This is a genomic window from Streptomyces sp. NPDC002669 (assembly GCF_042889165.1).
Taxonomy (GTDB): domain Bacteria; phylum Actinomycetota; class Actinomycetes; order Streptomycetales; family Streptomycetaceae; genus Streptomyces.
Genome location: NZ_JBIAQQ010000019.1, coordinates 89,113 through 101,551, shown reverse-complemented (window position 1 = coordinate 101,551; position 12,439 = coordinate 89,113). Strand labels below are relative to the sequence as shown.

10 protein-coding genes are annotated in these 12,439 nt (G+C 73.9%); 4 read left to right on the top strand and 6 right to left on the bottom strand.

From position 1 onward, the window contains the following. Positions 1 to 25 precede the first annotated feature (25 nt). Positions 26 to 1,120, top strand: coding sequence for a chemotaxis protein (locus ACFYW1_RS25935; RefSeq protein ID WP_388997804.1), 1,095 nt, complete (start codon positions 26 to 28; stop codon positions 1,118 to 1,120). A gap of 66 nt (positions 1,121 to 1,186) precedes the next feature. Here the strand turns inward: ACFYW1_RS25935 and ACFYW1_RS25930 are convergent, their stop codons facing one another. Beyond that, the gene (locus ACFYW1_RS25930; RefSeq protein ID WP_388997801.1) at positions 1,187 to 1,783 is read right to left on the bottom strand and encodes a TetR/AcrR family transcriptional regulator; all 597 of its coding nucleotides are present in this window, start codon (positions 1,781 to 1,783) and stop codon (positions 1,187 to 1,189) included. 43 nt (positions 1,784 to 1,826) lie between these two features. Here ACFYW1_RS25930 and ACFYW1_RS25925 point away from each other — a divergent pair, with 43 nt between their 5' ends. After that, the gene (locus ACFYW1_RS25925) at positions 1,827 to 3,077 is read left to right on the top strand and encodes an oxygenase MpaB family protein (protein WP_388997798.1); all 1,251 of its coding nucleotides are present in this window, start codon (positions 1,827 to 1,829) and stop codon (positions 3,075 to 3,077) included. Between the two features lie 84 nt (positions 3,078 to 3,161). Here ACFYW1_RS25925 and ACFYW1_RS25920 read toward each other — a convergent pair whose 3' ends face one another. The 4 genes from ACFYW1_RS25920 to ACFYW1_RS25905 all read right to left on the bottom strand — a co-directional run bounded on the left by ACFYW1_RS25920 (position 3,162) and on the right by ACFYW1_RS25905 (position 8,649). Next, positions 3,162 to 4,724, bottom strand: a complete 1,563-nt coding sequence (locus ACFYW1_RS25920; protein ID WP_388997795.1) for a mucoidy inhibitor MuiA family protein — start codon at positions 4,722 to 4,724, stop codon at positions 3,162 to 3,164. 8 nt (positions 4,725 to 4,732) lie between these two features. Beyond that, positions 4,733 to 6,787 carry a DUF4139 domain-containing protein gene (locus ACFYW1_RS25915; protein ID WP_388997792.1) on the bottom strand — a complete coding sequence of 685 codons (2,055 nt, stop codon included), beginning with the start codon at positions 6,785 to 6,787 and terminating at the stop codon, positions 4,733 to 4,735. A 372-nt stretch (positions 6,788 to 7,159) separates the two neighbouring features. Further along, on the bottom strand, positions 7,160 to 7,579 hold the full coding sequence (locus ACFYW1_RS25910; RefSeq protein WP_388997789.1) for an SRPBCC family protein: 420 nt from the start codon (positions 7,577 to 7,579) through the stop codon (positions 7,160 to 7,162). A 59-nt stretch (positions 7,580 to 7,638) separates the two neighbouring features. Next, positions 7,639 to 8,649 carry an aldo/keto reductase gene (locus ACFYW1_RS25905; protein ID WP_388997786.1) on the bottom strand — a complete coding sequence of 337 codons (1,011 nt, stop codon included), beginning with the start codon at positions 8,647 to 8,649 and terminating at the stop codon, positions 7,639 to 7,641. 214 nt (positions 8,650 to 8,863) lie between these two features. On the opposite strand from ACFYW1_RS25905, the gene ACFYW1_RS25900 reads away from it, so the two are divergent. Together ACFYW1_RS25900 and ACFYW1_RS25895 are read left to right on the top strand one after the other, a co-directional pair. Beyond that, positions 8,864 to 9,181, top strand: coding sequence for a helix-turn-helix domain-containing protein (locus tag ACFYW1_RS25900; protein WP_388997783.1), 318 nt, complete (start codon positions 8,864 to 8,866; stop codon positions 9,179 to 9,181). A gap of 361 nt (positions 9,182 to 9,542) precedes the next feature. Then, positions 9,543 to 10,316, top strand: coding sequence for an SGNH/GDSL hydrolase family protein (locus ACFYW1_RS25895; RefSeq protein ID WP_388997780.1), 774 nt, complete (start codon positions 9,543 to 9,545; stop codon positions 10,314 to 10,316). 206 nt (positions 10,317 to 10,522) lie between these two features. On the opposite strand, the gene ACFYW1_RS25890 is transcribed toward ACFYW1_RS25895, so the two are convergent. Beyond that, entirely contained in the window at positions 10,523 to 12,403 is a 1,881-nt protein-coding gene (locus ACFYW1_RS25890) for an ABC transporter ATP-binding protein (RefSeq protein WP_388997776.1), read from the bottom strand. Between the last annotated feature and the right edge of the window lie 36 nt (positions 12,404 to 12,439).

The window sequence follows — 12,439 nt, the reverse complement described above, 5'->3', positions numbered from 1 at the left end:
ACCGAACCAGCAGGAAGGCTTCTCCATGAACCCCGTGCTCAGCGGCGAGGTACTCGCGGAACTCCGCCGGCCCCGTCCGTACCCGGCCGTCTCGCTCGTGATGCCGACGCACCGCCGCGAACCGGACAACGCCCAGGACCAGGTGCGGCTGCGCAACCTCCTCACCGAGGCGAAGAAGGCGCTCACCGAGGACCCCGACGTGTCGCGGGAGCGCCGGGTCGACATCCTGGACGAGCTGGGCCGGGCCGCCGCCGAGGTCGACCTCGTGCACGCGGAGGACGGCCTGGTGATCCACGTGGCGCAGGGCGAGCACCAGGTGTGGTCGCTGCCCCGGGCCGTTCCGGAACGGGTGGTCCTCTCGGACACCTTCCTCACCCGCAACCTGGTCGCGGCCGCCGCCGCGGAGCGGCCGTACTGGGTGCTGGCAGTGGCCGCCGACCGGGTTTCGCTGTGGAGCGGCGATCCCGAACGCGTGGTCGAGGCCGAACGCGACGGGTTTCCGCTGACCCGCAGTCTGGAGGACCCGGACGCCGAGCGGAAGGAACGCATCGGCGACCTGCCCAGCACCTTCCGGGACGAGGCCACCCGGCAGTTCCTGCGCGAGGCGCACGAGAAGCTGCGTGCCGTCCTGGCCGCCGAACCCCGCCCGCTGTACGTCCTCGGCTCCGCCGAGGCCCTGGCCCTGCTGGAGGAACTCGGCCCGCCGGCCCCGGAGACGGTCACGGTGGAGCACGGCGGGCTGGCCGAGGGACCGGCCGCCGAGGTGCACCGGGCCGTCGAACCCTCGCGCACCGCACGGGAGACGGCCGCCGTCTCCGCCCTCGTCACGGAACTGGACGCCGCGCGCGGCAGACGGGAGTACGCGGGCGGCATCGACGAGGTGTGGCTGGCCGCGAAGGAGGGCCGGGCCCGTGTGGTCGCGGTCGAGGACGACTACCGGACGGTCGTGCGCGAGGAGGGCGGCCACCTGGAACCGGCCGGCTCCGGCGAACCGGGTGCCCGGGACGACATGGTCGACGAGATCGTCGAACGCGCCCTGGACACCGGGGCCGAGGTCAGGTTCGTCCCCACCGGCACCCTTGCCGACGAGGGGCGGATCGCCGCGGTCCTGCGCTACTGAGCACATCCCCGCCGGCTCCGGGCGTCCTGCGACGTCCCGGGGCCCGGTGGCGCGGGCGCCCCGCCGTCAGGCCGGGCCCGGGCGGAACATGTAGTGGGTCACGAGCGCGGTGAGTTCCTCGATCAGCTCGTCGCGCCGGATGGCGGGCCGGTCGAGGATCCAGCGCACGCTGAGCGCCTCCATCGCGGCCACGAGCACCCAGGCGCGGGTGGCCCCGTTCCGCTCCTCGGGCGCGCGCCCCGCGAGGTACGCCGACCCCAGATCCTGGATGCGCCGCCGGAGGTGATGCAGATGATCCTCGTGATAGCTCGGCGGCACCTCCTCGATCACGACGCGAAGAAGTTGCGAGTCCTGCTCCAGGGCGGACAGCAGCGCCTCGATCACATTGGGGATCAGCCGTTCGGGCGGATCGGCGAGATGGTCGGCGAGCGAAGCCGCCACCCGGTCGCCCGCCTCCGCCCAGTACCGCTCCATGAGCACGGTGAGGAGTTCTTCCTTGTTCCGGAAGTACTGGTAGAGGGAACCCGGGCTGATGCCGGCCGCGTCGGCGACCCGGGTCGTCGCGAACCGTGCGTAGCCATCGCGTGCCAGGACCGCGCGCCCTGCGTCGATGATCCGCTCGACCATCTCCCGCGACCGCTCCTGACGGGGCGTCTTACGCATAAGCGAATTGTATGCGAATAATTATTCGCATTACAACGGTTGTATGACGCAGAGCAGCGAGGTCCGTGCCATCGGTCCGTTTCCGAGCCGCTTCCGGGAGGCCGAGCGACGCGGCCGCAGGATCGCCCGTGCGCTCTTCCTCCTCACCGACATCGACAAGGACGTCGACGAGGCCCTCATGGAGCGGCTGGGGGCCGCTCTCCTCCAGCGCGACGAACTGGGCGCCGCCCTCGCCGGGGCGATGCGCCTGCCACCCGGTGATCCGGCCCGGGTCACGCGCTCCCTGCTCGGCAGGGCGCTGCACGCGGTCCCCGACGTGCCCCGGGACCTGCCGCCCGCGCTGCGGGCCTTCCTGGACCACGCGACGACCGTCCCCCACTGGGTCGACTGGGACCGAATCGAGCGCGGCGCGGCGGCCTACCGCTCCCTGGGCCGCAACAGCGGCGACGTCCTCACCCTCCTCTCTCTCGTCGGCGGTTACCGCTTCGGCGGCCCGGCCGACCTGCTGGTGCTCACCGGCGGCCTGGGCGGGGACGAGACGCTGCGGCGCCTCGGCGAGACGGCCAAGTGGTCCCACGCCGTCACCCGCCCCGGCGGCCTGCGCCCGGGGGCCGAGGGCTGGCGCCTCACCGTCCACGTGCGCGCCATGCACGCCCTGGTGAACGCGCACTTCGAGCCGCGCTGGGACTCCGGGCGCTGGGGCCTGCCGATCAACCAGGCCGACCAGGCGGCCACCCTCGGGCTCTTCGACGCGACCGTGATCGTCGGCTGCCTCGGGCTCGGGGTGCGCCTGACCCGCCGGCAGCGCGACGACCTCATGCACCTGTGGCGGTACGTCGGCCTGCTGATGGGCGTCGCGCCGGAGTGGCTGACGGACGTCGAGGACGTCCGGCACCGGTGGAACTACCACATCCTGCTGTCCGCCGCCGGACAGACCCGGGCCGGCCGGGACCTCGCCCGCCTGACCATGGACGCCCAGGCCGAGCGCGATTTCGGCCACGAGAGCCCCGTCGCCGAACGGCTCCACCGGCGCTACGAGCGCGCCCGGCAGATGAGCCTGCTCACCGCCTTCGTGGGCCCGACCGGGATGCGCGAACTGGGGCTGCGGCCCAGCCTCCCGTGGGGGCCGGCACTCGCCCTGGTCACGAACACGGTCCGGTACCGGATCCTCGGTGTGCTGCCCGGCGGCCGGGAACGGCTGGAGCGGCACGGCGCGCGCGTGCAGGACGAGGTCCTGGCCTCGATGTTCCACGACGGCCCCGCCACCGTGGCCCGGCTGCCGGAGACGGGGTGAGCGGGGCCGTCCGGCCCGTCGGCCCGGCAACGGCCGGGCGCCGCCGCCCGGTTGGGGCGGGGCGGCGGCCGGTGCGGACCGGGCTCAGAGGCCGGTGACCCGGGCGCTCGCCGACAGTTCGTAGACCAGGGTGACCGTGCGGCGGCCGCCGGGCGGGAGGGGGACGTTCCAGTGGACGATGCCCTCGGCGTCGACCGCGTCGGGGACCGGGGAGCAGGAGCCCTCGCGCAGGCGCACCTCCACCGCCGAGACCTCGGAGACCGGGATCCGTTCCCGCAGCGCCACCCGCTGTTCGCCGTGCTCCCCGGGGGCGGAGAACCGGGACAGGTGCAACTGGACCGTGCGGGTCACCACGGTCCGCTGGGCGATGCCGATGGTGTCGCGGGATTCCTCGGTCCGTCGCACCACCCGGTAGTCGTCCCGGCTGCCGAAGGCCAGCCGGGCGGGGGCGCCGGGAGCGGTGAAGTCCAGCGTGCCGCGACCGCCGAACCCGCTGTCGCGGACCAGGTCCACGGGCCCGGCGAGCAGCGCGTGGCCGGACAGGTTGTCGAACCGCACCACCTGGGTGACCAGGGGGGACAGCTCCGGTGCGCAGGCGTACTCACTGGGCGCGGCCGTGGTGAACGAGGAGAGCGGCACCCGGTGGGCGCGGCCGTCGCAGGGCACCGAGACCGGCGCGGGGGACCTCAGCACCCGCGCCTCGCCGCCGTCGTCCACCCCCGGCAGACCGAGCACCGGGGCCGGTCCGAGGTCACCGACCTCCTCCTCGCGCAGCTCGACGTCCACCGTGCGGCGCTCCGCCGCGGAACGCTCCCGGAGCGTCAGCCGGTCCTCGTCCAGTCGCGGCGGATCGGTGGCCAGCGCCGAACGGGCCGTCGACAGGGTCAGCCGCACGTCCGACCAGTCCTCACCGGTGCGCTGCCAGACCATCGCGTCGGTCTCCAGCGTCAGGGAGTCCCCGTCGAGCACGGCCCGGTAGGCGGGCCGCCACAGCGCGCACGGGACGAGGTGGCTCAGGCGCAGCCCGACCGGTCCCGCGGTCCCGGCCCGCACGGTCAACTCGATGTGGCCGACCAGCTCGGCGGGTTCCTCCTCGGAGAGGAGCACGGCCTGCCGCGCCTCCCCGAGTTCGGTGGCGAGGTCGCCCAACCGGGCCTCCGCGGCGCGCAGTCGTTCGCCGTGCGTGTCGCGCTCGCCGTCCACCCGGTCCAGTTCACGGGTCCAGCGGGACGGGTCGGCCTCCCCGGATCCGGCGCCCTCGCCGATCTCCCGCAGCAGGTCGGTGGCGAGGCGGCCGAGCAGGTCGAGGCGGGCGCGCAGCCGGTCGCGGTGCTGCTCCAGGGACAGCTGTTCCGCTTCGAGGGCGTGCACGCGGTGGCGCAGGGCGGAGTCGTCGTCGGCGGGCGGCCGCGGCCCGCGCGGCGTCCAGTCGCGGACGATCCGCACGTCGAGCACGGTCGCGGAGTGCTCACCGGTCAGTTCGGCGTGGAGAGTGCGGTCGACGGCCAGCGCGCTGACCGGCCCGAGACGCAGCCGCTGGACCCCGGCCGCCAGATCGAGCACGACGGCACGCTCGACGTGGGCGCGGTCCTCCAGACAGGTGACGGCGGTGACGGGAAGGGCGATCGGCTTCGGGGCCGTGGACATGGCGGGTGTCAGCTCCTGCGGTTGCCGCCGGCCAGGGCCTTGCCGGCCGGGATGCGGATCTCGTAGCCGCCGTCGAGGGCGGCGGTGGCGCCTGCGGGCAGGTCCAGTCGCCAGACTCGGGTGCCCGGCGCGTGCGGGTCGGGCCCGGTGCTCTCCTCGGGTGCCGTCCAGTCGGCCCGCTCCTCGATCCGGACGTCCGGTTCGGAGGAGACCGGCACCCGTTCGCGGACCTCCACGGTGACGGGCCGCGCGAGCCGGTTGGCCAGCTCCACGTGGACGTGGTGGTCGAGCACGGTGATGTTGTTGCGCAGCCCCGCGGTCGACTCGCGCAGGTTCGTGCGCCGGGTGACCCGGATGCCCTCGGCCGGTCCGAGCCCCACCCGGCGGATCCCGCCGGGGGCGAGCGTGGGCAGGGCGGCGGTCAGCAGGAAGTCGTCGTCGACGACGACCTCCACCGGACCGGCCAGCAGCGCCTGATCGGTGGCGTTGGAGAGCACCAGCGTCGCGTACACGGTCTGCTCCACGGACGGGACGCAGAGGTACTCGGTGCGCAGACCGACCGGGATCTCGCCGACGGTGACGGTGTGCCAGGTGCCGTCCGACGGGATGTCCGCGCGGGCGGCGGCGTCGAAGCGGTGGTCGAAGGACCCCGCCGACTCGCGGGGGCGCACGGCCTGCCCGGGCAGCGGCAGCGCGGCCACCGCCTCGGCGCGGCGGCGGTATTCGACCGCCACCGGGTCGAAGGGTTCGCCGGGGAACAGCCGGCCCCTGCGGCCGCTCTGTTCGTCGGGGCCGCACAGGACGAGGGCGGCGTAGTCGAGTTCGTCACCGCTCGGCTGCGGCGGACCGGTCACCGGCGCCGGCGCGGTCCGGCCGAGGCCCGCGGGCCTCATCGCGGCGGGGGCGCTCGGGAAGGCGCCGGCGCCCGCCCGCGGACGGGCCGACCGCGCACGCTCGGCCCGTCCGCCGAAGGCCGCCGGGGGAGCCCCGTATCCGCCACTGGGTGCCGGAGGGGGCGGACCGCCGTAGCCCTGCGGCGCGGGCGGCGGGGGAGGCAGCGGGGCAGCCGGAACGGGATCGGGCGCGGCACCGGCACCCGCGGCCAGGGCCGCGGGCACGGCGGCCGGGGCCGGTGCGGGGCCTGCCGCGTCGTATCCGGAGAACAGGTCGGCGAGCCCGGCCGGGGGCTCGCGCCAGCCGGAGGGCGCGGGGACGGGCTGACTGCGTCCGACCCGGATCGAGCGGAGTTCCGGCAGGTCGGTGCGGCGCCGGAGATCGGCGGTGGCCAGGGCGACGCGTACGCCGGTCCAGTCCTCACCGGTCCGCTGGGCGACCGAGGCGCGCAGCACCAGACGGCCGTCACCCTCGCCCTGACGGTGGGTGAGCCGGTAGGCGGGCACCCAGACCGCGCCCGGCACCCCGTACTCCAGTTCCAGTTCCAGCTCCGTCCCCGCGTCCCCGGCGCCGTCGAGGGTCAGGGCCGCGCAGACCGTGGTCTCCACATGCGCGGACGGCGCGTCGGTGGAGGCGCGGGCGAGCCGGTCGGCGGCGACGTCGAGTTCGTGCTCGACGTCGCGCAGTTCCTCCTCCAGCTCGACGAGGCGCCGGTGCAGTCCCGTCAGCCGTTCGTCGACGAAGTCGGCGAGCTCCAGCCAGGCGTCGACCGGGGTGCTGCGGTGCGGGTCCTCGCGCTTGCGGGCGGGCGGGACCGGGCGGAGGGCGCCGACCTCCGCGATCAGGCCCAACTGTCGGTCCCGGCGGCCCCGCGCCGCCGCGCACGCGTCGCTCAGCCGCTCCACCTCGTGCCGCAGGCCGTCCGGCGCGTCCGCGGCCACCGGCTCGGCCCCGACCTCGACCCGGGCCCCGGTGACGCGTACCCCGGGGGCGCCCAGGACCCGGGCCCGCAGCGAACCCGGGTCCAGCGAGCGGGGCAGCCCCGTCACCCGAACCCGGCCGTCGGACGGCACGCCGCCCCGGGCCAGGCGCCGGCAGAGCGCGCCCTGCGCGTACACCACGACCGAATCGAGGGTCGATCCCCACTGCTGTGCCGGCTCAGTCGCCATGTGCTCCGTCCCCCGCCGTGTCCATGCTGAACGCAGCTTACGCCCGGCCGGTCCGCGCGTCCGGGGCCCATGCCCGCCCCGGTCAGCCGCAGCGGGACCGGGACGACGGCCCGCGCCGTCACGCGCCGGTCAGAATGCGCGATGCGGAACTGTCGGAAGAGCCGGCGGGGAACGCCCCCGACGGCACGAACCCGGAGAACATCGAGCCGGAGGGCAGGTTCGCCGACTCAGGAGGGGCGGGGCCGTCGGCCGGGGCCGCTGCCCCGGACCGGCGGTGGGCCGGGTGCACCGCGGCCCGGGCACGCGTGGGGCGTGTCCGGGCCGTGCGATTCGGTGCGGCTTCCGGGCCGGGAGGCCGGGGCCGGCGACAGGTCAGGAGGCCAGGGCCTGATGGAGGGCGGCCAGGCCGTCGCGGTAGATGCCCGCGAACAGGTCCTCGGCCTCGGCGTCGGTGACGCCGTCGGGGGTGAAGCGGCCGGACCACTGGACCTCGGCGACGTCGTCCCGGCCGGCGACCGCGTGGACGCGGAGGGTGGAGACGTAACCGGTGACCGGGAACGGCGCCTGGAGGATGGCGTAGCTGTAGTGGCGCTCCGCCTCGTCGAAGGCGACCAGGCGCTCGATGATGACATCGCCGTCCGGGTTGGTCAGGCGCCGGACCCGGCCGCCTTCGAGAGCGGTGCTCTCGGGGATGTAGGGAAGCCAGCCGGGGAGGGAGTCGAAGCCGCCGATGAGGTTCCAGACCTGCTGGGGGGAGGCGGGGACGACGCGGGAGACGGAGGTGGAGGCCATGATCTTCTCTCCTGAGGGGTGGAGTCCGTGGGGGGTGTGGGGGAGGGGAGTCGTGGGGGTCAGGCGTTGTTCGGGAGCGGGGCGGCCGGGCTGACCAGGCCGGCGGCGCGGAGCTCGGTCCAGAACGCGGCGGGGACGGCCTCGGCGAGGGCGGCGGTGTCCTCGGCGATGCGGCCGGGCCGGGTGGCGCCGGGGATGACGGCGGCGGTGGCCGGGTGGGCGAGGGAGAACTGCAGGGCGGCGGCCTTGATGCTCACACCGTGCCGCTCGGCCAGGGCCTTCAGCTTCCCGACGCGCTCGACGATCTCGGCCGGGGCCTGCTGGTACTCGAAGTGGGTGCCGCCGGCGAGGATGCCGGAGCTGTAGGGGCCGCCGACGACCATGTCGACGCCCTGCTCCTGGGCCATGGGAAGCAGGCGCTGGAGGGCGTGCTCGTGGTCGAGGAGGGTGTAGCGGCCCGCGAGGAGGAAGCCGTCGGGCCGCGGCTCGTCGAGGGCGAGGGTCAGCTCGACGGGCTCGGTCTTGTTGACGCCGAGGCCCCATGCCTGGATGACGCCCTCGTCGCGCAGCCGGGACAGGACGCGGAAGGCGCCGGTGCGGGCCTCCTCGAACTTCTGCAGCCACGCGTCGCCGTGGAAGTCCTGAGCGATGTCGTGGACCCAGACGACGTCGAGCCGGTCGGTGCCCAGACGCTTGAGGCTGTCCTCGATGGAGCGTTCGGTGGCCTCGGCGGTCCACTCGTGGACGATCCTGTTCGGGTTGCCGTGCTCGAACAGGCCGCCCTTCTCGCCGAAGTCGGGGACGTCCGTCTCGTGCTCGTCGAGGATGACGCGGCCGACCTTGGTGGAGAGCACGTATTCGTCGCGGGGCTTGCCGGCGAGGACCTGGCCGAGGCGGGTCTCGGCCAGGCCGGCGCCGTAGAAGGGGGCGGTGTCGTAGTAGCGGATGCCGTGGTTCCAGGCGGCCTCGACGGTGGCGCGGGCCTCGGCGTCGGGGATCGCGCGGAACATGTTGCCGAGCGGGGCCGTGCCGAAGCCGAGACGGCCGGGAAGGATGTTCTTGAGCGACATGGGAAGTGCCTTTGCGGGGGGTGGGGGTGGATGCCCGGCCGGATCCGGCTCCGGGGAGCCGGGGTGCCGTGGGGGAGGGCGGTCCACCGATTGTGCGGGCCCGCATCAGATGCAAGCGCGCCTTACATGCAGAGACAATACTTGCATGCGCGGACTAAATGCAAGGGGAGATATTCGGCGTACGCTCCGCGCCGACCCGGCGCCCCCTCGTCCTGTGCCCCTCGCCTCTTGCCCCGCGCTCCCGGGCCGCTCCTCGCTGCCCCGGACGACCCGCGCCGCGCGCTCAAGTCCGCCGTCGGGCAGGGGCCCCCTGGAGTACCTCGCCCGCTGGCGCATCGAACTCGCCGCCCAGCGGCTGCGGAAGGACGACGCCGCGCTCGCCGCCATCGCCCACTCCGTCGGCTACGGCTCCGGGAGTGCGCTCGGCATCGCCTTCGAACGCGTCCTGGGCGTACCGCCCGGCGACTACCGCCGACGACCCGCCGCCGGAACGGACCGGGACCGGGCGACATGCACCGCCCGGTCCGGATGACACCATCTGCCCGCCCCCGCCGGAGTCCGCCGCCCGCCGACCCGGGGCCCGCCCCGTGCCGGGGTCGTCCCCGCGACGGACTTTCCCGTACGCGGTATCTCCCGGTGCGGTGTTCCCCGCACCGTTTTTGCCTTTGTTGTGCATTTCTGGGCGGCGGTCTTCTCCGTATCTCCTGACCCCACTTGGTCCGCTTTCATCTGTTTCTTCCGGTGGTCGGTGCTTTTTGGGCGGACGTCATCGGGAGTTTCGAATTTTTTCGAGCAGCGGGTGTTCCGCCGCATTCATCAATGGTATTTCATTGGGGTCGGTAATTTCGTTCATCGGAGAGGGCTCCATGAGAACCTTGAAGATCTTTCTCGGTATGGCTTCGGCCTTATTGCTCGGCCTGACATTAGCCACCCCGGCGCACGCCGCGGACGGCAAGTACGTGGCGCTCGGCGACTCCTACACCGTGGGTGTCGGCACGCGGACGTACGACAACCCCGACGACGCGTGCCGCCGGGGGCCGCTGTCGTACACCCGGCTGTGGGCGGCCCAGCACCCGAACTACTCCTTCGTCGAGGCGGCCTGCTCCGGTGACACCACCACGGAGCTGCTGGCCAACCAGGTGCCCAAGGTGACGGCGGACACCACCCTGGTGACCGTCCAGATCGGCGGCAACGACGTCGGCTTCGTCGAGGTGCTGAAGAACTGCATCCTCACCATCGACGACAAGGACTGCATCAAGGGCGTCGAGGCCGCCAAGGCCGCCGCGACCGGGTACCTTCCGGGCCGGCTCCAGCAGGTCTACTCCGCGATCCGGACCCGCGCCCCCCAGGCCCGGATCGTCGCCGTGGGCTACCCGCGCCTCTACACCATCGGCGGAAACTGCGGCATCTTCGGGCTGAGCGACAAGGAGCGCACGGCGCTCAACTCGGCGGCCGACACCCTGGCCGGGGTGCAGTCGGCGGCCGCCTCCGCCGCCGGACTCACCTACCTCGACCCGCGGGCCGCGTTCGACCCCCACACCATCTGCTCGGGCGGCTCGGAATGGGTCACGAGCCTGGAGTGGAGCAAGCTCAACGAGTCCTACCACCCGAATGCGGCCGGCCACCGCGACGGATATCTCGCCCAGCTCAACGGCATTACCGGCTGAATCATCCGGCCGTAATTTTCCCGGACGGAGACCCCGAAAGGGCATGGGGAATTCCGCGCCCACGAAAAAGGGAAAGGAATTCCTGACTCCGCTGTCGGGCAAGCGCGAGGACGAGGGCGTTCGGCCGGAAGGCCGGGCGCCCTCGTCCCGGCCCGGGAAGCATTCGGCCCGGGAAACATCCGGAGTGGCGCCCCGCAAAAGATCGTTCAGCCGGTGGGGCCGCTCCGTTCCGCCCCGGCGGGCGAGGGTCCGCCGGGGCCGACGGCGTCCGGAGCCGCGAGGGACGACGGGTCCTCCACCTCCGGCACCAGCATCTGACTGGCCGCCAGCTCGCGGTACAGACCGTCGGAGGCGACCAGCTCGGTGTGACGGCCGCAGGCCCGCACCAGCCCGTGTTCGAGCACCACGATCTGATCCGCCTCCGTGACCGTGGAGAGCCGGTGCGCGATCAGGATCACCGTGCAGCGCCGCGCGGCCTGGTCGACGGCGTCCCGCAGGGCGCGCTCGTTGTTCGCGTCGAGCTGTGCCGTGGCCTCGTCGAGCAGCAGCACCTCCGGGCGGCGCAGCAGAGCACGCGCGATGGCCAGGCGCTGGCGCTCCCCGCCGGACAGCGTGACGCCGCGGTTGCCGACCTCGGTGCGCAGCCCCTCGGGCAGCCGGGCGATCAGCGAGTCGAGCCGGGTCAGCCGCAGTACCTCGGCGATGTCCTCGGCGGTCACGTCCTGTGCCGCGTACCGCAGGTTGTCCTCGACGGTGCCGGCCATCACGGGCGACTCCTGCTCCACGTACGCGATGCGGCGGCGCACCTCGGCGCGCGGCAGCGTCGCGATGTCCACGCCGTCGATCCGGATGGCGCCGGAATCGAGCTCGTGGAAGCGCTGGAGCAGCGCGAACAGGGTGGTCTTGCCCGCCCCCGACAGACCCACCAGCGCGGTCCGGGTGCCCCCGGGCACCGTGCAGGAGATGCCGCGCAGCGCGGGTCCGCGGCCCGGGTAGGAGAACCGGACGTCGTCGAACTCGACCGGGGGAGCGCCGCCCTCCGCCGGAGCGTCGGCGGGCGGCACGTCCACGTCGTCCTCGGCGGGCATGTGGCGCACCTGCTCGATGCGGCCGATCGCGCCCAGCCCCTGCTGGAGCGTGCTGAGCCCCCCGACCAGCGAGCCGATCGGACTGGCCAGGTAGAACACGTACAGCAGGAAGGCGATCAGGGCGGAGACCGTGAGGCTGCCGGAGGCCACCAGGGCGCCCCCGACTCCGAGCACGGCGAGGAACGCCGCCTGGATGGACACCCCGGACAGCACCTTCACCCAGGCCACGTAGCGCGCCCCGGTCAGCCCGGCGCGGTAGGCCTCCTCGACGGCGGCCTCGGCGCGCAGGGTCTCCCGGCCCTCGGCGCCGTTGGCCTTGACGGTGCGGTACGCGCCCAGCGTGCGGTCGAGGGTCGCCCCGATCGCCCCGACCGACTCCTGCGCCCGCGCCACCGCCTTCCGGATGTGCGGCAGGATCAGCCCCATCACCACGGCCACGGCCACCATGACGGCGGCGGTCACCCCCAGCAGACCCGGATGCACCACGCCCATCAGGACGACGGCGCCCAGGATGCTCAGGACGCCGTTGGCGACCATCACCATGCCCTCGGTGGCGGCGTTCTGCACCAGGACGCTGTCGGAGGTGACGCGCGCGATCAGGTCGCCGGGCGAGCGGTGCTCCAGCTCGGGCACCCGCAACCGGATCAGACGGTGCACCAGTTCGGTGCGGATCTGCCGGACCACGCGTTCGGAGGTGCGCTGCTGCCACCAGGACTGGAGCCCGGTGAGCGCGGCGCCGAGGACGACCAGCGCGGCGAGCAGCACCACCGGACCCAGCACGCCGCGCCTCTCGCCCAGCCCGTCCAGGACGTGCTGGGCGACCAGGGGCTGGACGAGCCCGGAGGCGCTGGCGGCGAGCACCATCAGCAGGGTGGCGCCGAGCACCGCGCGGTGCGGACGGGCGTAGCGCAGCAGGATCCGCAGCGGCGACACCGCGGGGTCGGTGCCGGGCGGGGCCGGGGCGGTGGCGGGAGCCTCGTCCCGTACGGGGTGTGTCATGGGAAACCCATCGAGGAAGGAGAGCGGGGCGGGCCG